The organism is Streptomyces hygroscopicus subsp. hygroscopicus (assembly GCF_001553455.1).
Lineage (GTDB): Bacteria > Actinomycetota > Actinomycetes > Streptomycetales > Streptomycetaceae > Streptomyces > Streptomyces hygroscopicus.
In genome coordinates this window covers 1-22,004 of sequence record NZ_BBOX01000167.1, presented here as the reverse complement: position 1 = coordinate 22,004, position 22,004 = coordinate 1, and the positions used below count along the sequence as shown (strand labels likewise).

Annotated in this window: 17 protein-coding genes and 1 pseudogene; 4 read left to right on the top strand and 14 right to left on the bottom strand. The window is 71.6% G+C overall.

Features of this window, described 5'->3' with window-relative positions; all coding sequences use genetic code 11:
• Positions 1–42 precede the first annotated feature (42 nt).
• The 11 genes from AXW62_RS18650 to AXW62_RS18600 form a co-directional block, all read right to left on the bottom strand.
• The gene (locus AXW62_RS18650; protein WP_060945519.1) at positions 43–1,281 is read right to left on the bottom strand and encodes an MFS transporter; all 1,239 of its coding nucleotides are present in this window, start codon (positions 1,279–1,281) and stop codon (positions 43–45) included.
• 148 nt (positions 1,282–1,429) lie between these two features.
• Positions 1,430–1,765 (bottom strand): RNA polymerase-binding protein RbpA, encoded by a 336-nt coding sequence (locus tag AXW62_RS18645; protein WP_009718803.1) that lies wholly within the window; start codon positions 1,763–1,765, stop codon positions 1,430–1,432.
• A gap of 215 nt (positions 1,766–1,980) precedes the next feature.
• Positions 1,981–2,208 (bottom strand): preprotein translocase subunit SecG, encoded by a 228-nt coding sequence (gene secG, locus AXW62_RS18640; RefSeq protein ID WP_014059875.1) that lies wholly within the window; start codon positions 2,206–2,208, stop codon positions 1,981–1,983.
• Between the two features lie 114 nt (positions 2,209–2,322).
• The gene (gene tpiA, locus AXW62_RS18635; protein WP_030840954.1) at positions 2,323–3,099 is read right to left on the bottom strand and encodes a triose-phosphate isomerase; all 777 of its coding nucleotides are present in this window, start codon (positions 3,097–3,099) and stop codon (positions 2,323–2,325) included.
• Positions 3,100–3,104: 5 nt separating this feature from the next.
• The gene (locus AXW62_RS18630; RefSeq protein ID WP_060945518.1) at positions 3,105–4,307 is read right to left on the bottom strand and encodes a phosphoglycerate kinase; all 1,203 of its coding nucleotides are present in this window, start codon (positions 4,305–4,307) and stop codon (positions 3,105–3,107) included.
• 81 nt (positions 4,308–4,388) lie between these two features.
• Positions 4,389–5,393 carry a type I glyceraldehyde-3-phosphate dehydrogenase gene (gene gap / locus AXW62_RS18625; protein WP_030840947.1) on the bottom strand — a complete coding sequence of 335 codons (1,005 nt, stop codon included), beginning with the start codon at positions 5,391–5,393 and terminating at the stop codon, positions 4,389–4,391.
• A 429-nt stretch (positions 5,394–5,822) separates the two neighbouring features.
• Positions 5,823–6,812 (bottom strand): DNA-binding protein WhiA, encoded by a 990-nt coding sequence (gene whiA, locus AXW62_RS18620; protein ID WP_030840944.1) that lies wholly within the window; start codon positions 6,810–6,812, stop codon positions 5,823–5,825.
• On the bottom strand, positions 6,803–7,822 hold the full coding sequence (locus AXW62_RS18615; protein ID WP_030840938.1) for a gluconeogenesis factor YvcK family protein: 1,020 nt from the start codon (positions 7,820–7,822) through the stop codon (positions 6,803–6,805). The genes whiA and AXW62_RS18615 overlap by 10 nt, the downstream gene beginning before the upstream one ends.
• Positions 7,819–8,754 (bottom strand): RNase adapter RapZ, encoded by a 936-nt coding sequence (gene rapZ, locus AXW62_RS18610; protein WP_030840935.1) that lies wholly within the window; start codon positions 8,752–8,754, stop codon positions 7,819–7,821. Before rapZ ends, AXW62_RS18615 begins: the two co-directional genes overlap by 4 nt.
• Positions 8,751–10,988, bottom strand: coding sequence for an excinuclease ABC subunit UvrC (uvrC, locus tag AXW62_RS18605; RefSeq protein WP_060945534.1), 2,238 nt, complete (start codon positions 10,986–10,988; stop codon positions 8,751–8,753). Before uvrC ends, rapZ begins: the two co-directional genes overlap by 4 nt.
• A 111-nt stretch (positions 10,989–11,099) precedes the next feature.
• Entirely contained in the window at positions 11,100–11,525 is a 426-nt protein-coding gene (locus AXW62_RS18600; protein WP_060945517.1) for a QcrA and Rieske domain-containing protein, read from the bottom strand.
• 264 nt (positions 11,526–11,789) lie between these two features.
• Here AXW62_RS18600 and AXW62_RS18595 point away from each other — a divergent pair, with 264 nt between their 5' ends.
• Together AXW62_RS18595 and AXW62_RS18590 are read left to right on the top strand one after the other, a co-directional pair.
• Complete coding sequence (locus AXW62_RS18595; RefSeq protein ID WP_060945516.1) at positions 11,790–12,848, top strand: LacI family DNA-binding transcriptional regulator; 1,059 nt, start codon at positions 11,790–11,792, stop codon at positions 12,846–12,848.
• Positions 12,845–13,786 carry a carbohydrate kinase family protein gene (locus tag AXW62_RS18590; RefSeq protein WP_060945515.1) on the top strand — a complete coding sequence of 314 codons (942 nt, stop codon included), beginning with the start codon at positions 12,845–12,847 and terminating at the stop codon, positions 13,784–13,786. The genes AXW62_RS18595 and AXW62_RS18590 overlap by 4 nt, the downstream gene beginning before the upstream one ends.
• Positions 13,787–13,866: 80 nt before the next feature.
• Here the strand turns inward: AXW62_RS18590 and uvrA are convergent, their stop codons facing one another.
• Positions 13,867–16,893 (bottom strand): excinuclease ABC subunit UvrA, encoded by a 3,027-nt coding sequence (uvrA, locus tag AXW62_RS18585; RefSeq protein WP_060945514.1) that lies wholly within the window; start codon positions 16,891–16,893, stop codon positions 13,867–13,869.
• 554 nt (positions 16,894–17,447) lie between these two features.
• On the opposite strand from uvrA, the gene AXW62_RS18580 reads away from it, so the two are divergent.
• Positions 17,448–18,104 (top strand): MBL fold metallo-hydrolase, encoded by a 657-nt coding sequence (locus tag AXW62_RS18580; protein WP_060945513.1) that lies wholly within the window; start codon positions 17,448–17,450, stop codon positions 18,102–18,104.
• A gap of 103 nt (positions 18,105–18,207) precedes the next feature.
• Entirely contained in the window at positions 18,208–19,518 is a 1,311-nt protein-coding gene (locus AXW62_RS18575; protein WP_060945512.1) for an MFS transporter, read from the top strand.
• 87 nt (positions 19,519–19,605) lie between these two features.
• On the opposite strand, the gene AXW62_RS18570 is transcribed toward AXW62_RS18575, so the two are convergent.
• Together AXW62_RS18570 and AXW62_RS18565 are read right to left on the bottom strand one after the other, a co-directional pair.
• Entirely contained in the window at positions 19,606–20,610 is a 1,005-nt protein-coding gene (locus tag AXW62_RS18570) for a TerC family protein (RefSeq protein ID WP_079105628.1), read from the bottom strand.
• A 226-nt stretch (positions 20,611–20,836) separates the two neighbouring features.
• Positions 20,837–22,004 (bottom strand): annotated as a pseudogene (locus AXW62_RS18565) (TerD family protein); the annotation flags it as partial.

The window sequence follows — 22,004 nt, the reverse complement described above, 5'->3', positions numbered from 1 at the left end:
CAGCCCACTTCTCGTCGGTGCCTGGCCCCCGTGTCCCCCAACCTAATTGATGCCGGACCGCATTCCCGGAACGAGGGCCACCAGCCCGCACCCGAAGAGCGCCGCGGCCCCCAGCGCGGGTGTGTTGAGCCCCCATACCGCGGCCATCACCCCGCCCAGCAGCGCGCCGAGCGGGGCGCCCGCGACCGACAGGGTGCGGAAGGCGGCGCTCACCCGGCCGAGTGTGCCCCCGGGGCTGCGCTGCTGGGTCATCGTCACCTCGATCACGTTCCAGATGATCCCCGCGAAGCCGAAGAGGCCCATGGCGGCGACCGCGGCCGGCAGGCTCCGTATCGCCCCCAGGACGACCAGGGCGCCGATCTGCACCGTGCCGCAGACCACGAGGGCCCGCGCGTTCCCCAGCTTCTCGGTGAACCGGGCGGCCAGCAGCCCCCCGGTCACACTGCCGATCCCGTACACGGTGATGACGACGGCGTATCCGGCGTTCCCGGCCTCCAGCCAGCCGGTGATGTGCAGCACCAGGGTGGCGATGAGCGCGCCGATGCCGATGTTGCACAGGGTGGTCGAGACGCACAGCGCCCGCAGCGTGCGGTCCCGCCACAGCACGGCCAGGCCCTCGGCGATATCACGCCGCAGCGACCCGCCCGGCGCCCGCGGCTCCCGCCGCGGGGGCGTCACCCCCAGCGAGGCGACCAGCACGGCGGCGACGAGATAGGTGACCGCGTCCGCCGCGTACGGCATCGCGGCGCCCAGGCCGAGCAGCACCGGCACCAGCGGGGCGCCCACGAACCGGCCCATGACCTCCTGCCCGGTCATCAGGCGGGCGTTGGCCCGGCCCAGCGCCTCCTGGCCCACGACCGACGGCAGCAGCGCCGTGGCCGCGTTGTCGAACAGGGTCTGCAGCGTGGTCAGCGCGAAGGCGAGGACGAGCAGCAGCCCGATGGTGGCCCGGTCCAGCCACACCGCGACGGCGAACCCCGCCATCAGGACGGCCCGCAGGCCGTCCACCGCCCACATCGCCCGCCGCTGGTCCACCCGGTCGGCGATGGCCCCGCCGATCAGCCCGAACAGCAGCCAGGGCAGGAAGCCGCAGGCGGTCACGAGCGAGACCAGCACCGGCGAATCGGTCAGCGAGACGGCCAGCAGCGGCAGCGCCGCGCCCCGCAGCGCGTCCCCGAACCGCGAGACGACGGCCGCGCCCCACAGCCGCCCGAACCCCCCGCGCCACCCGGGCACCGCCGCCTTTCCGGCCCCCCGCTCACCGGCGTCCACCACCGTCATGACGCTCCCCCTTGGGTACTGGCCCCGCCCGGAGTGCCGCGGCCTGAGACGCGGCACTCCATGACCGTAGCCCGCGCCACTGACAACGGCCCGGCCGCGCACCCCTCGCAGGAGGTGCCCGGCCGGGCCGTCGTACCACGCGCTGTGTCTAGATCTCGCCCCGGAGCTTGGCGAGTGCCTCGGCGAGGATCGCCTCGCCGTCGGCGTCGCTGCGCCGCTCCCGTACGTACGCCAGATGCGTCTTGTACGGCTCGGTGCGCGGCGGGTCCGGCGGGTTGTCCCGGTCCTTGCCGGCCGGGAAGCCGCAGCGGGGGCAGTCCCACGTGTCAGGGATCTGCGCGTCGCTGGCGAAGCTCGGCACGGTCTCGTGCCCGTTCGAGCACCAGAAGGAGATGCGCAGGCGCGGCGCCGATTCGCCTCGCTCGGCTTCTCCCATCGGCCCCGCTCCGACCCGACTTCCACGGATCGCGTTGCCACTTGCCACGGTCGTAACTCCCTGCGTGATGGTGCCGCGAAGCCTCGATTGGCAGCTCCGCCGCCCGGCGCCCCAGTCTACGTAAGGCCCAACGCGCGTCCGGTGAGAGGAGTTACACCCGCCACCGAGGACGCCATGCCATCATAGGCCGCATATGAGCCCCGCTGGCGACGGTACGTCAGTTATCGGGCGTCAGCCGGGCCCGCATGGGCCCCGCCGGAGCCTCAGTCGAGCTTCATCAGCAGCCCGAGCACGACGATGCAGACGAACCACAGCAGCCCGACCACCACGGTGATGCGGTCCAGGTTGCGCTCGGCGACCGAGGAGCCGCCCACCGAGGACTGCATACCGCCACCGAACATGTCGGACAGGCCGCCGCCCTTCCCCTTGTGCATGAGCACCAACATCATCAACAGGAGGCTGAAGATGATGAGGGCGATCGAAAACCCCATGATCACGGCTGGACCAACCTTCTCGGGCTTGTGACGGACGTCGGGGGCCGGACGGCGCGAATCCCACCGCCACGACCCCCGACAGGGTACGACGACCCGCGTGCTAGGGCCTACTCACTGGTCGCGGAAACGAACGATCTTGACGAATTCCTCCGCGTCCAGCGACGCGCCACCGATCAGGGCGCCGTCCACATCCGGCTGGGCCATGATCGCGGCGACGTTCCCGGACTTCACCGAGCCGCCGTACTGGATGCGGACCTTGTCGGCGACCTCTTGGCCGTAGAGCTCGGCGAGCCGGCCGCGGATGGCCCCGCAGACCTCCTGGGCGTCCTCGGGGGTCGCGACCTCGCCGGTGCCGATCGCCCAGACCGGCTCGTAGGCGATCACGATGGTCTCGGCCTGCTCGGCCGGGACGTCCTTGAGACCGCCGTCCACCTGGGCGAGGGTGTGCGCCACATGGTTGCCCGCCTTGCGGACGTCCAGGCCCTCGCCGACGCACAGGATCGGGGTGAGGTCGTTGCGGAAGGCCGCCTTGACCTTGGCGTTGCACAGCTCGTCGGACTCGCCGTGGTACTGGCGCCGCTCCGAGTGCCCGACGACGGCGAAGGAGCACTTGAGCTTGGCCAGCATCGGACCGGAGATCTCGCCGGTGTACGCACCCGAGTCGTGCGCGGAGATGTCCTGGGCGCCGTACTTGATCTTCAGCTTGTCGCCCTCGACCAGGGTCTGCACCGACCGCAGATCGGTGAAGGGCGGCACCACCGCGACCTCCACGGACTCGTAGTCCTTGTCGGCGAGCGCGAAGGCGAGCTTCTGGACGTGGGCGATGGCCTCGAGGTGGTTGAGGTTCATCTTCCAGTTGCCCGCCATCAGCGGGGTACGGTCACTCACGGTGTTCAGTCCTCCAGTGCGGCGAGGCCGGGGAGCGTCTTGCCCTCGAGATATTCGAGGCTCGCTCCACCGCCGGTCGAGATGTGGCCGAAAGCGTTCTCGTCGAAGCCCAGGATCCGTACGGCCGCGGCGGAGTCACCGCCGCCGACCACGGTGAAGGCCGGGCTGTCCAGGAGCGCCTGGGCCACGGCCCGGGTGCCCTCGGCGAAGTCGGGGTGCTCGAAGACGCCCATCGGGCCGTTCCAGAAGACGGTGGCCGCGTCGGCGAGCTTCGAGGCGTACAGCTTGCGGGTCTCCGGACCGACGTCCAGCCCCTGCAGATCGGCCGGGATCGCGTCCGCCGGGATGGTCCGCGGGTTCCCGGGAGCCTTGGTCTTCAGGTCCGGGAACTCGGACGCGGCGACGACGTCGACCGGGAGCACGAATTCCACCCCGCGCGCCTTCGCCCGGCGCAGATAGTCCTGGACCGCCGGAACCTGGTCCTCCTGCAGCAGCGAGCCGCCGACCTCGTGGCCCTGGGCCTTGAGGAAGGTGTAGGCCATGCCGCCGCCGATCAGGATGCGGTCGGCCTTCTCCAGGAGGTGGTCGATGACGCCGAGCTTGTCGGAGACCTTGGCGCCGCCGAGGACGACGGCGTAGGGCCGCTTGACGTCCTCGGTGAGCTTCTTGAGGACGGACAGCTCGGCGGCGATCAGGTCGCCCGCGGCGTGCGGCAGCCGCGCCGGGAGGTCGTAGACGGAGGCGTGCTTGCGGTGGACCGCGCCGAAACCGTCACCCACGTAGAGGTCGGCGAGGGCGGCGAGCCGGTCGGCGAAGGCGCCGCGCTCGGCGTCGTCCTTACTGGTCTCACCGGCGTTGAAACGCAGGTTCTCCAGCAGCGCCACCTCGCCGTCACCGAGCGCCGCCACGGTGGCCCGGGCGTTCTCCTCCACGGTGTCGGTCGCGAACGCGACCTGCCTGCCGAGGAGTTCACCGAGCCGCCGGGCGACCGGGGCGAGGGAGAACCGGGGGTCCGGGGCGCCCTTGGGGCGGCCCAGGTGCGAGGCGACGATCACCTTGGCGCCCCGTTCCAGGAGCTTGGTGATCGTCGGGACGGCGGCGCGGATCCGGCCGTCGTCGGTGATCGTCTCGCCGTCGAGCGGGACGTTCAGATCGGCGCGGACGAAGACCCGCTGCCCGGCGACCTGAAGGTCGTCAATCGTCTTCACAGGATGACTCCTTGATCATGGATCGGGGCCCGTTACGACGGCGTCGTAGCGGGCCCCGTTCCTAGCTCATCGGGACAGCGGTCAGAGCCGGCCGCCGACGAAGACGGTCAGGTCGACGAGGCGGTTGGAGTAGCCCCACTCGTTGTCGTACCAGCCGACGACCTTGACCTGCTTGCCCTGGACCATGGTCAGGGAGGAGTCGAAGGTGCAGGACGCGGGCCAGTTGACGATGTCCGAGGAGACGATCGGGTCCTCGGTGTACTCGAGGATGCCCTTCAGCTGCCCCTCGGCGGCCTTCTGGAAGGCGGTGTTGATCTCGTCCTTGGTGACCTCGCGGTCGAGCTCCAGGACGAGGTCGGTGACCGAGCCGGTGGGAACCGGGACGCGCATCGCGATGCCGTCCAGCTTGCCCTTGAGCTGCGGGAGGACCAGCGCGGTGGCCTTGGCGGCACCGGTGGAGGTCGGGATGATGTTCTCGGCGGCCGCGCGGGCGCGACGCAGGTCCTTGTGCGGGAAGTCCAGAATGCGCTGGTCGTTGGTGTACGCGTGAACCGTCGTCATCATGCCCTTGACGATGCCGAAGCTCTCGTCGAGGACCTTGGCCATCGGCGCCACACAGTTGGTGGTGCAGGAGGCGTTGGAGATGACGTGGTGGTTCGCCGGGTCGTACTTGTCGTTGTTGACGCCCATCACGATCGTGATGTCCTCGTCCTTGGCGGGCGCGGAGATCAGGACCTTCTTGGCGCCGGCGGCGAGGTGCTTGGCGGCGTCCTCGCGCTTGGTGAAGATACCGGTGGACTCCACCACGATGTCGGCGCCGAGCTCGCCCCACGGAAGGGCGGCCGGGTCGCGCTCGGCCATCGTCTTGAAGGTCTGGTTGCCCACCGTGATGGTGTCCTCGGTGTGGCTGACCTCGTGCTTCAGCCGGCCGAGGATGGTGTCGTACTTGAGCAGGTGCACCAGGGTGGCGTTGTCGGTCAGGTCGTTGACACCGACGATCTCGATGTCCGCGCCCTGCTCAAGGAGCGCGCGGAAGTAGTTGCGGCCGATGCGGCCGAAGCCGTTGATGCCTACGCGGATCGTCACGAACCGATCTCCTCGTTGGTGTGCCGGTCTGGACGCCGGCGAACGTGTATGGGATGTCCCCGACCGCCTCCGACCCTACCGCTATCACGGGACGTGCGTGACATTGGCATCGGCGGCCCATGACCACCGGAAAGTGGTACACGGCCCGCCGATTCAGTCACGGTTTGTCACGCCCTGTCAACGACGCAGCGCACGCCGCGCGTCGCCCACCGGACGGCCCCTCCGAGCGGCCTCCGGGCGGCCTTCGGGACCTGCTCCGGGACCTGCTCCGGGCCGCGCCTCCGGCGGTGGACAGGCGGCGGTTGAAGCCCTCGCCGGTCCGCGGCGGCGCCGCCGGCCGTGGGCCCCGCGGACGCGCACGCCCCCGGATCGCTCATCTGATCCGGGGGCGCAGCTCATGAGCCGCTCGCGAAGACCTCAGCCGGCACCTCAGCCGACCATGCCGTCGGCCATCTCCTCGGTCAGGCTGGACTCGGTGCCGGGGATGCCCAGATCCTGGGCGCGCTTGTCGGCCATGGCCAGCAGCCGCCGGATGCGGCCCGCGACGGCGTCCTTGGTCAGCGGCGGGTCGGCGAGGGCGCCCAGCTCCTCCAGGGACGCCTGCTTGTGCTCCATGCGCAGCCGGCCGGCCGCGGCGAGGTGCTCGGGCACCTCCTCGCCCAGGATCTCCAGGGCACGCTGCACCCTGGCCCCGGCGGCGACGGCGGCACGGGCCGAGCGGCGCAGATTGGCGTCGTCGAAGTTGGCGAGGCGGTTGGCGGTCGCCCGCACCTCGCGCCGCATCCGCCGCTCCTCCCACGCGAGGACCGACTCGTGCGCCCCCAGCCGCGTCAATAGCGCGCCGATGGCATCACCGTCCCGGACGACCACCCGGTCCACCCCGCGCACCTCGCGGGCCTTGGCGGCGATCTGCAGCCGGCGGGCGGCGCCGACCAGGGCGAGGGCGGCCTCCGGACCGGGGCAGGTCACTTCCAGGGAGGACGACCGGCCCGGTTCGGTGAGCGAGCCATGGGCGAGGAAGGCGCCGCGCCAGGCCGCCTCGGCGTCACAGGTGGCGCCGGAGACCACCTGCGGCGGCAGCCCGCGGATCGGCCGGCCGCGGCCGTCGACCAGGCCGGTCTGCCGTGCCAGCTGGTCACCGCCCGCCACCACCCGCACCACATAACGGCTGCCGCGGCGCAGCCCGCCGGGGGCCATCACCACCAGGTCCGAGGAGTGGCCGAAGATCTCCAGGATGTCCTTGCGGACTCTGCGGGCGGCGATCCCGGTGTCCAGCTCCGCCTCGATCACGATGCGCCCGCTGACCAGATGCAGCCCGCCCGCGAACCGCAGGATCGCCGAGACCTCCGCTTTCCGGCAGCAGGTCCGGGTGACGGGGAGCCGGGAGATTTCGTCCTTCACCGCTGCCGTCATCGCCATGGGCCGATCCTTCCATGCATCCGAAAAATACGGTCGTACGCGGCCGCCAGAAGCTCCGGGTCATGCTTCGGGGCACCGTCGGTCGACGCCACCGGCGCCAGCTCGACCGTGCCGCCCAGCCGCTTGGCGGCGTCGCACAGACTGCTCTGGTCGGGGACGGCGGCCTCGTCGGCCAGCACCACGTCGAAGGCGAGTTTAGGGGCGTGTCGGGCCAAAACCTCCAAATGACGCTGCGGGGAGAAGCCGTCGGTTTCTCCCGGCTGAGGGGCGAGGTTCAGCGACAGCACCCGCCGGGCCTTGGTCTCGGTGAGCGCCTTGAGCAGATCGGGCACCAGCAGGTGCGGGATCACGGAGGAGAACCAGGAGCCGGGCCCCAGCACCACCCAGTCGGCGTCCATGACCGCCTCGACGGCCTCGGGGACGGCCGGCGGATCGTGCGGCACCAGATGGACCGACTGCACCTCACCGGGGGTGAGGGCCACGGTGGCCTGCCCGGCGACGGTGGAGACCTCGTCCGGGCGCGCCGGGTCATGGCCCCGGACGTACGCCTGGAGCTCCAGGGGGACGGCCGACATGGGCAGCACCCGGCCGTGGGCGCCCAGCAACTTGCCGACCAGGTCGAGCGCCTCCACATGGTCGCCCAGCTGTTCCCACAGCGCGACGATCAGCAGATTGCCGACCGCGTGGCCGTGCAGCTCCCCCTCGCTGATGAAGCGGTGCTGGATGACCCGCGCCCAGGTCTGGCCCCAGTCGTCGTCACCGCACAGCGCGGCCAGGGCCTTGCGCAGGTCGCCGGGCGGCAGCACGTCCAGCTCCTCGCGGAGCCGTCCACTGGAGCCCCCGTCGTCGGCCACGGTGACGACGGCGGTCAGATCCCCGGTGATCCGGCGCAGCGCGGCGAGCGATGCCGACAGGCCCATGCCGCCGCCCAGCGCGACGACCTTGGGCTGCGCGCCCCGGCTCGTCCGCGCCCCGACCAGCCGCCGCAGCCGTCTGGTACGGATGGTCACTCGCGCCCCATGTCCCGGTGGACGATGACGGTCTCCACTCCCTCGGCGGCCAGCCGCGGGGCGAGCCGCTCGGACATCGCGACACTGCGGTGCTTGCCGCCGGTGCAGCCGACGGCGATGGTCACATAGCGCTTGCCCTCGCGGCGGTAGCCCGCGGCGATGAGCTGGAGCAGCTCCGCGTAGCGGTCGAGGAACTCCTTGGCGCCCGGCTGGTTGAAGACGTAGCCGGAGACCTCCTCGTTGAGCCCGGTGAAGGGGCGCAGCTCGGGGACCCAGTGCGGATTGGGCAGGAAGCGGCAGTCCACCACCAGATCGGCGTCGACCGGCAGACCGTACTTGTAGCCGAACGACATCACGGTGGCCCGCAGCTCGGGCTCCTCCTCGCCCGCGAACTGGGCGTCCATCTTGGCGCGCAGCTCATGGACGTTGAGGCTGGAGGTGTCGATCACCAGATCGGCGTCTCCGCGCAGCTCGCGCAGCAGATCGCGCTCGGCGGCGATGCCGTCCACGATCCGGCCGTCGCCCTGGAGCGGGTGCGGGCGGCGCACGGACTCGAAACGGCGCACCAGGGCCTCGTCGGACGCCTCCAGGAACAGCACGCGCCGCTTGACGTTCTTGGCGGCGAGGTCGGCGAGGGACTCCCGGAGGTTGTCGAAGAAGCGGCGGCCGCGGACGTCCACCACCACGGCGATCCGGGCCACATTGCCCTGCGAGCGGGCGCCCAGATCGACCATGGTGGGGATCAGCGCGGGCGGCAGGTTGTCCACGACGAACCAGCCGAGGTCCTCCAGACACTTGGCCGCGGTGCTGCGGCCCGCGCCCGACATTCCAGAGATGATCACCAGCTCGGGGATGGCCACCGCCTCGGCGGACTCTCCCGACGTGCCCGTATTCACCTGCGCTCCGTCTCCGTGGTTCACGTGCTCGGTCATGGTCTCGTGCCCCCGTTCGACGACGCCGCCGTGCCGGTGGCCTCGTCTTCAATGATCTCTCCTGTGGCGGTGTTCACGGCGGGCGCGGCCGGGGCGGCCCCGGCGAGCGCCGCGGCCACCGTCTCGGCCGTCTTACGGCCGACGCCCGGCACCTCGCAGATCTGCTCGACCGTGGCGGCGCGCAGCCGCTTGACGGAGCCGAAGTGCTTCAGCAGCGCCTGCTTACGGCTGTCGCCGAGGCCGGGAACGGTGTCCAGCGGCCCGGCCTTCATCGACTTGGCGCGCTTGCTGCGCTGATAGGTGATGGCGAAGCGGTGGGCCTCGTCACGGACCCGCTGGAGGAGGTAGAGCCCCTCGCTGCTGCGGGGCAGCACCACCGGGTCGTCCTCGTCCGGCAGCCACACCTCCTCGAGCCGCTTGGCGAGGCCGCAGACGGCGACATCGTCGACGCCGAGCTCGTCCAGGGCCCGCTGGGCGGCGGCCACCTGCGGCTTCCCACCGTCGACCACGACCAGCTGGGGCGGGTAGGCGAACCGCTTCGGCCTGCCGTCCTCGCCGATCGGGCCGGAGGGCCCCTCGGCGGGCCCGTCGAGGGGCTGCCCGGCGGGTCCGGTGGTGCCGGTCGTGCCGGTCGTGCCGGTGCTCCCGGTGGCCTCGGTGAGCCCGGGGGCTCCGGGGGGCATGGCGGAACCGGAGGCAGCCCCGGCGGCTCCGGGAGCGTCCCCGGTGGCTCCGGTGGCTTCCTCGGCTTCCCCGGCGGCTCTGGCGGCTCTGGCGGCTCCGGCGGCTTCCTCGGCGGCTCGGGCGGCCTCCTCCTCCCACTCCCCCGTCTTCTGCTTCTCCTGCAGGTAGCGGCGGAAGCGGCGGCTGACGACCTCGTGCATGGAGCGGACATCGTCCTGCCCGGCGAAGCTCTTGATCTGGAAGCGGCGGTACTCACTCTTACGGGGGAGCCCGTCCTCGAAGACCACCATGGAGGCCACCACGTCATCGCCCTGCAGATGGGAGATGTCGAAGCACTCGACGCGCAGCGGGGCGGAGTCCAGCCCCAGGGCCTCGGCGATCTCCTCCAGCGCCCGGGAGCGCGTGGTGAGGTCGGAGGCGCGCTTGGTCTTGTGCAGCGCGAGCGCCTGCTGGGCGTTGCGCTGGACGGTCGCCATCAGGTCCTTCTTGTCGCCGCGCTGCGGGACGCGCAGATCGACCCGGGAGCCCCGGCGCTCGGTGAGCCACTGGGTGACCGGCTCGGCCGGGTCCGGCACGGCGGGCACCAGGACCTCCTTGGGGACGGCGTCGCCGCGCTCCTCCCCGTACAGCTGCTGGAGGGCGTGCTCGACCAGCCCGGCGGTGTCGACGGCCTCGACCTTGTCGGTGACCCAGCCGCGCTGACCGCGCACCCGGCCGCCGCGCACGTGGAAGATCTGGACCGCCGCCTCCAGCTCGTCCTCGGCGACCGCTATCAGATCGGCGTCGGTGGCATCGGCGAGGACCACCGCGTTCTTCTCCATGGCGCGCTTGAGCGCCCCTATGTCGTCACGGAGCCGGGCCGCCCGCTCGTACTCCATCTCCTCGGCCGCCTCGTGCATCCGCTGCTCCAGGCGGCGCAGATAGGTGCCGGTGCGGCCGGCCATGAAGTCGCAGAACTCCTCGGCGAGTTCGCGGTGCTCCTCGGCGGTGACGCGGCCGACGCAGGGGGCCGAGCACTTGCCGATGTAGCCGAGCAGACAGGGGCGGCCGATCTGGGCGGAGCGCTTGAACACCCCGGCGGAGCAGGTCCGGACGGGGAACACGCGCAGCATCAGGTCGACGGTCTCCCGGATCGCCCAGGCGTGGGCGTACGGACCGAAGTAGCGCACGCCCTTCTTCTTGGCGCCGCGCATCACCTGGACCCGGGGGAACTCCTCGTTGAGGGTGACGGCGAGGGAGGGGTAACTCTTGTCGTCGCGGTACTTGACGTTGAACCGGGGGTCGAACTCCTTGATCCAGGAGTACTCGAGCTGCAGGGCCTCGACCTCGGTGGAGACCACGGTCCACTCCACGGCGGCGGCCGTGGTGACCATGGTGCGGGTGCGCGGGTGGAGGTTCGCCAGGTCCTGGAAGTACGAGGAGAGCCGCTGGCGCAGGCTCTTCGCCTTTCCGACGTAGATCACCCGGCCGTGCTCGTCACGGAACTTGTAGACCCCCGGCGACTCGGGGATCTGTCCCGGCTTGGGGCGGTAGCTGCTCGGGTCGGCCATGGTCACCACCCTACTTGCGGGGAGTGACACATCCGGCGCCCTCCGGACGCGGTTTGATGAGGCCCAGGGGATTCCTCAGCCGCCCGGGGCGCCGCGGCGCCGGGCACCCGCTCAGGCGCCGGGGCCCGCGACGAGCCGTCCGCCCTTCGCGGTGACCGGGACCGACGGCAGCGGCGCGACCGCGGGCCCCTCGATGACCTTGCCGGTACGGGCGTCGAACTGGCTGCCGTGGCAGGGGCAGCCGATCCTGCCGTCCTCGACGCTGTCGACGACGCATCCGGCGTGCGTGCACACCGCGCTGAACGCCGTGAACTCGCCCTTGGCGGGCTGGGCGACCACCACCCGCTGCTCGCGGTAGATCTTGGCGCCGCCGACCGGGACGACACCGGCCGAGCCGAGGTCGACGGGGGCGGTGGGGGTCGGGGACGCCTTCTTGCCCGATCCGCCCGGGGTGCAGGCCGCCGCCCCGAGCCCGGCGGCTCCGGCCAGCGCGGCGCAGCACAGCACGGTTCGGCGGGAGGCGGGCTGGCTGGACATGGACGGCTCCTGGGGGTGTGGCGGCCCTCCGACCATACCGGCACAGATCCCTCCGCCCGCCACCGCCCTCCCGGCGGGACGTAAACGCTTGCGTAAGCGTTTACGTCCCGCCGCGGATGCGATACGTTGCCGTTCCCGGGGGCCCGGCCCGCCGGACCACCGGGAACGGCGGCGACGCCCCGACGGCCTCGGCGCGCCCGGCCTCCCGGGACACCCGACGAACCCGGCGAACCCACGACCTCGACGCGGAGGAGACCCCAGCGGATGGCAACCATGGCCGACGTCGCCCGGCGCGCCGGGGTGTCCGTGGCCACCGTCTCGCATGTGCTCAACGAGACCCGGCCGGTCCGCCCGGACACCCGCAGGGCCGTGCTGGAGGCCATCGACGACCTCGGGTACACCCCCAATACGCTGGCGCGCTCCCTGGTGACCGCGCGCACCCGCTCGATCGGTCTGGCCGTCTCGGCGATCAGCAATCCGTACGTCACCGAGATCCTCCAGGGCGTCGAGTCCAGCGCCCTGGAGCGGGGGTACGGGCTGCTGATCGCCGATCCGCACGACGACCCCGTGCACGAGCGCAAGGCCGTCCAGCTGCTCCACGAGCGGCGAGTGGACGGCGTGATCGTCGCCCCGTCGGCCGAGCCCGCCAGGCTGATGGACTACCTGACCCGGCACGAGGTCCCCGCCGTCCTCCTCGACCGGCTGGTCGGCGACACCCATGACCAGGTGTGCGCCGAGAACGCCCCGCCCGTCGAACAGCTGGTGCTGCACCTCGCCGACCTCGGCCACACCCGCGTCGGACTGGTCGCGGGGCTCCCCGGGCTGAGCACCACCACCGAGCGGATCGCGGGCTACCGGGCCGGGCTGGAGCGGCGCGGACTGCCGTTCCGGCCCGCGCTACTGGCGGACGGCCACTCGGAGGCGGGGGGCGCGGAGGACGCCGTCCACCGGCTGCTGGCCTCGCCCGAGCCGCCCACCGCGATCATCACCGCGAACAACGCGATGACCATCGGAGCGCTGCGGGCCCTGCGGAGGGCGGGTCTGAGCGTGCCGGGCGATCTCGCGCTCGTCTGCTTCGACGACTTCTCCTGGGCGGATGTCTTCTCCCCCGGGCTCACCGCGATCTCCCAGCCCAGCCGGGAGATCGGCGCCACCGCCGTCCGGCTGCTGCTCGACCGGCTGGAGAACCCGGGGCGGCCGCCGCGCACCGTGCGGCTGCCCTGCACCTTCGTCCACCGCACCTCCTGCGGCTGTGTGGCCGAAGACCCCGACCGACCGCTCCCCGGAACCCCCGGACCCCCCGGAAAGGACCCCGTCTCGTGATCGTCGTCGCCGGAGAAGCCCTGATCGACCTCGTGCCCGAGCGCACGTCGAGCGCCGCGGCGGGCGACCGGCTGCCCGCGCTGCGGCCGGCGCGCGGCGGCGGCCCGTACAACACCGCGCTGGCGCTGGGGCGGCTCGGCTCGCCCACCGCGTTCTGCTCGCGGGTCTCCACGGACGGCTTCGGGGAGGCGCTGCTGGCGGGGTTGCGGAAGGACGGCGTGGACACCGCGCTGGTGCAGCGCGGTGAGGAGCCCACGACCCTCGCGGTCGCCTCCATCGGGGCCGACGGCTCGGCCGGATACGGCTTCTATGTGCAGGGCACCGCGGACCGGCTCTTCACCCTGCCGCCGTCCCTTCCCGAGGGGGTGAGCGCGCTGTCGCTGGGCACCTGCTCGCTGGTGCTGGAGCCGGGCGCGAGCGCGTACGAGGAGCTGCTGCGGCGGGAGGCCGCACGTGGGGTCTTCACCCTCCTGGACCCCAACATCCGCACCGGCCTGATCCCCGACGCCGACGCCTACCGCGCCCGCTTCCGCGGCTGGCTGCCCCATGTCGGCCTGCTGAAGCTGTCCATAGAGGACGCGCGGTGGCTGGCCGACTCCGAGGACGTGGAGACGGCCGTGGGCGAGTGGCTGGCGGCGGGCCCGGCGGCCGTGGTGCTCACCCGGGGCGGGGAGGGGCTGAGCGTGCGGCGCCAGGACGGCTCGGTCCTCTCGGTGCCGGGCGAGCGGGTGGACGTGGTGGACACCATCGGGGCGGGCGACACCGTGAACGCCGCACTGCTGCACCGGCTGGCCGCCCACCAGGCGCTGTCGGCGCCCGCGCTGGCCAAGCTCGACGACGCGGCCTGGCGGGATGTGCTGGGCTTCGCCGCCCGTGCCGCCGCGTTCACCTGCTCCCGCGCGGGCGCGGAGCCGCCCTACGCCTCCGAGCTGGCCTGACCCCTCGGCACACCGGCGCCGTGCCCGGTCGGTGCGGGTGCGGCGCCGGGGCTCCTTCGGCCCCGGCGCCGACCCCGCGGCTACTTCGCGGCCGTCCGCCGGGAGGCGACCGTGGTCTTGGCCGCCGCCTTCTTGGCCGCGGTCTTCTTCGACGCGGTCTTCTTGGCCGCCGTGGTCGTGGCGGCGGCCTTCTTGGCGGGCTTGGCGGGCGCCTTCTTGGCGCTCCTGCCGCCGTTGCGCGCGGCGGGCACCGTCGCGTCGCTCACCCGGTCGCCCAGCATGTCCCGCAGGAACTTGCCGGTGTGGCTGGCCGGAACGGAGGCCACCTCCTCCGGGGTGCCCTCGGCGATCACCAGACCGCCGCCGCTGCCGCCCTCGGGGCCCATGTCCACGACCCAGTCGGCCGTCTTGATCACATCGAGGTTGTGCTCGATGACGATCACGGTGTTGCCCTTGTCGACCAGTCCGGACAGCACGCTGATCAGCTTGCTGATGTCCTCGAAGTGCAGACCGGTGGTCGGCTCGTCCAGGACGTACACCGTGCGCCCGGTCGACCGCTTCTGCAGCTCGCTCGCCAGCTTGACGCGCTGGGCCTCACCGCCGGAGAGGGTCGGCGCGGGCTGCCCGAGCCGGACGTAACCGAGCCCGACCTCGTTGAGGGTGCGCAGATGGCGGGCGATGGTGGGCACCGCCTCGAAGAAGTCCAGCGCCTCCTCGATGGGCATGTCCAGCACCTCGGCGATGGACTTGCCCTTGTAGTGCACCTCCAGGGTCTCCCGGTTGTACCGCGCCCCGTGGCAGACCTCGCACGGCACGTACACATCCGGCAGGAAGTTCATCTCGATCTTGATGGTGCCGTCACCGGAGCAGTTCTCGCAGCGGCCGCCCTTGACGTTGAAGGAGAACCGGCCGGGCTGATACCCGCGGACCTTGGCCTCCATCGTCTCCGCGAACAGCTTGCGCACATGGTCGAAGACGCCGGTGTACGTCGCCGGGTTCGAGCGCGGGGTGCGGCCGATGGGCGACTGGTCGACATGGACCACCTTGTCGACGAGGTCGTCGCCGGCGACCCGGGTGTGCCGTCCCGGAACCGCCCGCGCGCCGTTCAGCTCACGGGCCAGATGGGTGTAGAGGATGTCGTTGACCAGCGTGGACTTACCCGAACCGGAGACGCCGGTGACGGCGGTGAGCACCCCCAGCGGGAAGGACACGTCGATGTCCTGGAGGTTGTTCTCCCGGGCGCCGTGGACCGTCAGACGCCGCTTGGGGTCCATGGGCCGGCGCGCCGCCGGCAGGGGGATGGCCTTCTTCCCGGAAAGATAGTGCCCGGTCATCGACTCCTCGTTGACCAGCAGCTCGCTCAGCGGCCCGCTGTGCACCACCTTGCCGCCGTGCTCACCCGCGCCCGGACCGATGTCCACCACCCAGTCCGAGGTCTTGATGGTGTCCTCGTCGTGCTCCACGACGATCAGGGTGTTGCCGAGGTCGCGCAGCCGCACCAGCGTCTCGATCAGCCGGTGGTTGTCGCGCTGGTGCAGCCCGATGGAGGGCTCGTCCAGGACGTAGAGCACGCCGACCAGACCGGAGCCGATCTGGGTGGCCAGCCGGATGCGCTGGGCCTCACCGCCGGAGAGGGTGCCCGCCGCGCGGTTGAGCGAGAGATAGTCCAGGCCGACGTCGACCAGGAACCTCAGCCGCTCATTGACCTCCTTGAGGACCCGCTCGGCGATGGTCTTCTCCCGCGGGCTCAGCTCCATACCGCGCAGGAACTCGGCGCATTCGCTGATCGACATCGCCGAGACGTCCGCGATGGACTTGCCCTGCACGGTGACCGCCAGGACGATCGGCTTGAGCCGGGTGCCCTCACAGGTGGGGCAGGGCACCTCGCGCATATAGCCCTCGAACCGCTCCCGGCTGGCGTCGCTCTCCGCCTCCGAATGGCGCCGCTTCACATAGGGCACCGCGCCTTCGAAGGCCGTGGTGTACGCCCGCTGGCGGCCGTAGCGATTGCGGTAGCGCACCTCGATCTGGGTGCGGTGGCCGTTGAGCAGCGCCTTCCTGGCGCGCTGCGGAAGCCCGGCCCAGGGGACGTCCGTACGGAAGCCCAGCGCGTCGGCGAGCGCGCCGACCAGCCGCCCGAAGTAGTCCTTGGTGTGGCCGTGGGACCAGGGGTGGATGGCGCCCTCGTCGAGCGACTTCTCCTCGTCCGGGACGATCAGCTCGGGGTCGACCTCCATGCGGGTGCCGATACCGGTGCAGTCCGGGCAGGCGCCGAAGGGCGAGTTGAAGGAGAAGGTGCGCGGCTCCAGCTCCTCGAAGGACAGATCGTCGTACGGGCAGTACAGATGCTCGGAGAACATCCGCTCCCGCTGCGGGTCGTCCTCGTCGAGGTCGACGAAGTCGAGGATCACCATGCCGCCGGAGAGGCCGAGCGCGGTCTCCACCGAGTCGGTCAGCCGGCGCTTGGCGCTGTCCTTGACGGTGAGGCGGTCGACGACCACCTCGATGGTGTGCTTCTCCTGCTTCTTCAGCTTCGGCGGGTCGGCCAGCTGGATGGTGGCGCCGTCCACCCGGGCCCGGCTGTAGCCCTTGGTCTGGAGATCGGAGAAGAGGTCGACGAACTCCCCCTTGCGCTCGCGCACCAGCGGGGAGAGCACCTGGAAGCGGCTGCCCTCGGGAAGCTCCAGGACCCGGTCCACGATCGCCTGCGGCGACTGGCGGGCGATCGGGCGGCCGCACTCCGGGCAGTGCGGCTTGCCGATGCGGGCGAACAGCAGCCGGAGGTAGTCATAGACCTCGGTGATCGTGCCGACCGTCGAGCGCGGATTCCGCGAGGTCGACTTCTGGTCGATCGACACCGCGGGGGACAGGCCCTCGATGAAGTCCACATCGGGCTTGTCCATCTGCCCCAGGAACTGACGGGCGTAGGAGGAGAGCGACTCGACGTAGCGGCGCTGCCCCTCGGCGAAGATCGTGTCGAACGCGAGGGACGACTTGCCCGACCCGGACAGCCCGGTGAAGACGATGAGCGAGTCGCGAGGAAGGTCCAGTGAGACGTTCTTGAGGTTGTGCTCGCGAGCGCCACGAACGATGAGACGGTCGGCCACGCCGGTCGGCACCTTTCTTGAGAGAGACGGGGTGCGCCGAGCCCGCTCGCGGGGCGGCCCTGCCGGATGGAGCAGAGGCGGAGCGGAGCGAAGCCCCCAAACCCAGGGTATGGGGGCACGACGACGATGTCTTAAGGATGCAGCACACCGAGCCTATAGCACGCACATTCGATTTGCGGGAGCCGAGAGCCGACTTCACCCGATCGTGTGGTGCGGACTACGGTCGGCTGATGGCCGGGGTCGGATGAGGCCCGGACGACGAGCGCCTCGCCGGGCGGTCGCCGCAGACGCTGCCACCGCCCGCCCACGGTCCGCCTTTGATGTTCCTCGCGGCCACCCCGGTGGATCCACTCGGGGCGGATCCACCCGCCGCGATTCCGTCGCGCGACGCCTCGTCGGGAGCGGGCCCGCCGCACTCATCGGTAGAAGGCCCGCGGGGCACCGGATATTCCCGGGCGCCGCCCTCCCCGGCCTTCCCGACACAGTCCTCCCCGGCCCGGTTCTCCCCCGCCCCGGCGGTCCCTTGCCCGTCCTGCCCGCACTAGGCTGAGGCCATGACCTACAGCGGAGTGGTGACGGTCGGCGGACCGGCGGATGTGCATGAACTGCCCGATCTCATGATCTCGAAGGTCGCGGTGGGCCCCATGGCCAACAACGCCTATCTGCTGCGCTGCCGGGCCACCGACGAACAGCTGCTGATCGACGCCGCGGCCGAGCCGCACACCCTGCTCTCCCTCATCGGCGAGAGCGGGATCGGGTCCGTGGTCACCACCCACCGCCACCAGGACCACTGGGGCGCGCTGCGCGAGGTGATGGAGGCCACCGGCGCCCGTACCTACGCGGGCCGCTACGACGCGGAGGGCATCCCGGTGCGGACCGACGTCCTGGTCGAGGACGGTGACACGCTGCGGGTCGGCCGGGTCGAGCTGACCGCCCGCCACCTGGTCGGCCACACCCCGGGCAGCATCGCCCTGATCTACGACGATCCGCACGGCCACCCCCACGTGTTCACCGGCGACTGCCTCTTCCCGGGCGGGGTCGGCAACACCTTCAAGGACCCCAAGGCGTTCGAGAGCCTGATCAACGACGTGGAGACCAAGCTGTTCGACCGGCTTCCGGACGAGACCTGGGTCTACCCCGGCCACGGCGACGACACCACGCTCGGCGCCGAGCGCCCGCACCTCGGTGAGTGGCGCGAGCGCGGCTGGTAGCGGCTCGCACGCGGCCCCCGCGCGCCGCGCACCCCCGTACGCCCCGTGACCCCCGGCGGGCCGTGACGGTTGGCGCGTCATGCACCATGACCGCTCTCCGTCCATGGCCCGCCTCGCCGCCGCGTCCCTGGCCGGCACCGCGATCGAGTTCTACGACTTCTTCGTCTACGGCACGGCCGCCGCGCTCGTTCTCGGCCCGCTGTTCTTCCCCACCTTCTCCCCGCTGGCCGGCACCCTCGCCGCGTTCGGCACCTTCGCCGTCGGCTTCGTGGCCCGGCCGCTGGGCTCGATGCTCTTCGGACCCATCGGCGACCGGTACGGCCGCCGGCCGGTGCTCATCGCCTCACTGCTGCTGACCGGCCTCGCGACCGTCGCCGTGGGCTTCGTCCCGGCCTACGGCGCGATCGGTATCGCCGCCCCCGTCCTGCTGCTCGTGCTGCGCTTTCTGCAGGGGCTGGGGCTCGGCGGCGAATGGGGCGGCGCGGTGCTGCTGACCGCCGAGCACGCGCCCCCGGAGCGGCGCGGACTGTGGTCGGGCTTTCCACAGGTCGGCCCGGCCATCGGCTTTCTGCTGGCCAACGGCACGATGCTGGCCCTGTCGGCCGCGCTGGACGAGGGCGAGTTCCGGTCCTGGGGGTGGCGGGTGCCGTTCTGGGGCGCGGGGCTGCTGGCGGGCGCCGGGCTGCTGCTGCGGACCCGGCTGACCGAGACGCCGCGGTTCCGGGAGCTGGCCGAGCGTGACGAGCGGGCCGCCGCGCCGCTGGCCGAGGTGGTGCGCGGCCACTGGCGGCTGGTCCTGCTGACCGCGGGTGGGCTGGCGGTGGGCTACGCCGTCTTCTACACGGTCACGACCTGGTCCCTGGCGTACGGCACGGAGCGGCTCGGTGTGGCGCGCACGACCCTGCTGGGGTGCGTCATGGCGGCCGTGGCGGTCAAGGGCGTCCTGACGCCCCTGGCGGCCCATCTCGGCGACCGCTTCGGGCGGCGGCCGCTGTGCCTGGCGGGCTGCGTGGCCACGGTGGTGTGGATGTTTCCGCTGATCGCGCTGTTGCGCACCGGTCAGCCGCCGCTGATGTTCCTGGGCTTCCTGGGCGCGCTACTCGCCTTCATCACCATGTTCGCCGTGACCTCGGCCTATCTGCCCGAGCTGTTCGAGGCGCGGGTGCGCTGTACGGGCGCGGCGCTCGGCTACAACCTCGGGGGCGTCCTGGGCGGGGCGCTCACCCCGATCGTGGCGACGGCGCTGTCCCACGGCGAGGGCCCGCCCTGGGGCGTCGCCGCGTATCTGACCGCGGTGGCGCTGCTGAGCCTGGGCTGCTTCGCCCTGCTGCCGGAGACGAGGCCGACGGCCGACCGTCCGGAGGACGGACGATCGGCCGTGCGGCCTCTGGAGGCCGGGGAGGCGGCTGTGTGAGCCGGTCGCCCGGCTCCGGGGCGCGGACGGTCGCCGCACGCCTTCCGGCGCTGCCGGCGCCGTCAGGGCGGTGACGCCGCGGGCGCGTCAGACGTCGGCGCTGTCCTTGTCCCGGAGCCGGCTCTCCCCGTTCCCCGCCTCCGCCAGGGCTCGTTTCCTCGAGGCGTACAGACTCGTGGCCGTCGTGACGGCGAGGACCGCGCAGATCACGCCGAGCGAGACCGGGATGCTGATCTCGGGGACGTGCGCCCCGGACTCGTGCAGGGCGTGCAGCACCAGCTTGACGCCGATGAAGCCGAGGATGATCGACAGCCCGTAGGAGAGGTGAACCAGCTTCTTGAGCAGGCCGCCTATCAGGAAGTAGAGCTGGCGCAGTCCCATCAGGGCGAAGGCGTTGGCGGTGAAGACGATGTACGGGTCCTGGGTGAGGCCGAAGATCGCGGGGATCGAGTCCAGCGCGAAGAGGACGTCCGTGGTGCCGATCGCCAGCATGACGATCAGCATCGGGGTCATCAGCCGCTTGCCGTTCTCCACGATGAACAGCTGGGTGCCGTGGTACCCGTCGGTGGACGGGAACCGCTTCTCGACCGCCTTCAGCAGCCGGTTCTCCTCGAACTCCGTTTCCTCCTCATCGGCCCGCGCCTCCTGGATCAGCTTCCAGGCCGTCCAGATGAGGAACGCGCCGAAGATGTAGAACACCCAGGCGAAGGTCGAGATGATCGCGGCTCCGGCGGCGATGAAGACCGCGCGCAGCACCAGCGCGATGAGCACCCCCACCATCAGCACGCGCTGCTGGTAGACCGTCGGCACGGCGAATTTCGCCATGATCAGCACGAAGACGAAGAGGTTGTCGACGCTCAGCGACTTCTCGGTGATGAAACCGGCGAAGAACTCGCCGGACGGCTGGCCGCCCGCGAAGACCAGCAGGCCGAGCCCGAAGAGCCCGGCGAGGGCGACCCAGACGGCGGTCCAGATCCCGGCCTCCTTGAGGGAGACCTCATGGGGCTTGCGCCCGCCTATGAAGAAGTCGGCGGCGATGAGTGCGCAGAGGCCGCCGATGGTCAGCCCCCACATGGCCACGGATACGTCCACTGTTCCTCCGGCATTCGTACGGCAGTTTCAGCGTCGTCGCTGCCGGAGGTCTCTTCCGCCCCTGCCCGTGGCCGGACCTGGGCCGGTGTCCCGGGGTTCCATCCGGCCTCCTGGGGCCGGACGGAACCCGTGGTGACGGGAACACCGCTACAGGAGTACTCCCCTCCGCAGACACAAGAGTACAGGAATTCCCATGGAAGAGTAAAGAGTTGGACAAAACAGCTGGTCAGTGGCCGTACGACGGGCGGTCCCGCATCGCCTTGACCACGGCCTGAAGCACCTGGGGCAGCACCTGGCTGCCGCGCGGCACCATCGACGGCTCGTACGTCCACGCATGGCCCACCCAGGGGTCGGCGAGATGGTCGTCGGCGACCGGAGTGAGCCGCAGCAGCGACCGCCACAGCGGGTCCAGCACCGGCCCGTAGGCCCGCGCGTCCTCGCGGTCGGCGACCATCATCAGATGCACGCCCACCGAGGGCCCCTCGTCGGCCAGATAGCGCAGCTGGGTGACGGCCCGGTCGTCGAAACCGTGCGGGAAGTCATGGACGATCAGCAACTGCTCGGCGGTGTCCAGATCGGGCGGCAGCGCGTCCGTGGCACCACTGCGGACGGCCATCTGCACCAGGTCGACCCGCCGGGTCAGCGCGGCGAGCACCGAGGAGACCCCCTGGGCGCCGGCCGCCGGCGGCTCGCGCAGCGCGCCCGACCCCACCAGCGGGGCGAACGAACCCGCGGCCGAACCCGCCGGGTCGATCACCCGCACCGAGAACTCCCCCGCCGGATAGACCGCCAGCAGCCGCGCGGCGATCGCGACGGCCGTGTCCGCGGCCAGCGCGCGCAGCTCCCCGGCGTCGGCCGGTCCGCCGTCGAACGAGCCCGGACGCCCGGCGTCGATCCACAGCCCGCGCTCCAGCGGCAGCCGCACCAGCATGGGGATGCGCAGATCGGTGCGCTCCGGGAGGTGCAGATCGCCCAGGCGCAGGGCCATCGGAATCTCCATCGGCACCTGGTACGCCTGCCACACCGGGCTGTCCCAGCGGGCGTAGGCGGGCGGCAGCGCGGGCTCGACCACCTCGGCCTCGGCGGTGAGCTGCGCCAGATCGCGGTCGAGGGCGGCGCGGGCCTGCTCGACGAGGTCGGTGTGCCTGGCCCGCGCCTCGGCACGGGCGGCGTCGGCCGCCGGGCCCACCCGGGTGCGCGGATCGGAGAGCACCCGGTCCAGCTCGCGCTCCATCCGGGACTCCGCGAAGTCCACGGCGCTGCGGTAGGCCGCGGCCGTGCGGGCCAGGTCCTCGAACATCCCCCAGACCTGGTTGTAGAGCCGCTCGTCCATGGTCCAGCCGGAGGCGTCGCCCGCGACCGGGCGGGCGGGACGGCCGGGCTCGGCGGGCGGG

Bases quoted from the DNA above. Each gene is read 5' to 3' on its own strand.
- AXW62_RS18650 (WP_060945519.1), bottom strand. From the start codon at position 1,281: ATGACGGTGGTGGACGCCGGTGAGCGGGGGGCCGGAAAGGCGGCGGTG.
- secG (WP_014059875.1), bottom strand. From the start codon at position 2,208: ATGGGGTTTTCGATCGCCCTCATCATCTTCAGCCTCCTGTTGATGATG.
- whiA (WP_030840944.1), bottom strand. From the start codon at position 6,812: ATGGCGATGACGGCAGCGGTGAAGGACGAAATCTCCCGGCTCCCCGTC.
- rapZ (WP_030840935.1), bottom strand. From the start codon at position 8,754: ATGACCGAGCACGTGAACCACGGAGACGGAGCGCAGGTGAATACGGGC.
- uvrC (WP_060945534.1), bottom strand. From the start codon at position 10,988: ATGGCCGACCCGAGCAGCTACCGCCCCAAGCCGGGACAGATCCCCGAG.
- AXW62_RS18600 (WP_060945517.1), bottom strand. From the start codon at position 11,525: ATGTCCAGCCAGCCCGCCTCCCGCCGAACCGTGCTGTGCTGCGCCGCG.
- AXW62_RS18595 (WP_060945516.1), top strand. From the start codon at position 11,790: ATGGCAACCATGGCCGACGTCGCCCGGCGCGCCGGGGTGTCCGTGGCC.
- AXW62_RS18580 (WP_060945513.1), top strand. From the start codon at position 17,448: ATGACCTACAGCGGAGTGGTGACGGTCGGCGGACCGGCGGATGTGCAT.
- AXW62_RS18575 (WP_060945512.1), top strand. From the start codon at position 18,208: ATGGCCCGCCTCGCCGCCGCGTCCCTGGCCGGCACCGCGATCGAGTTC.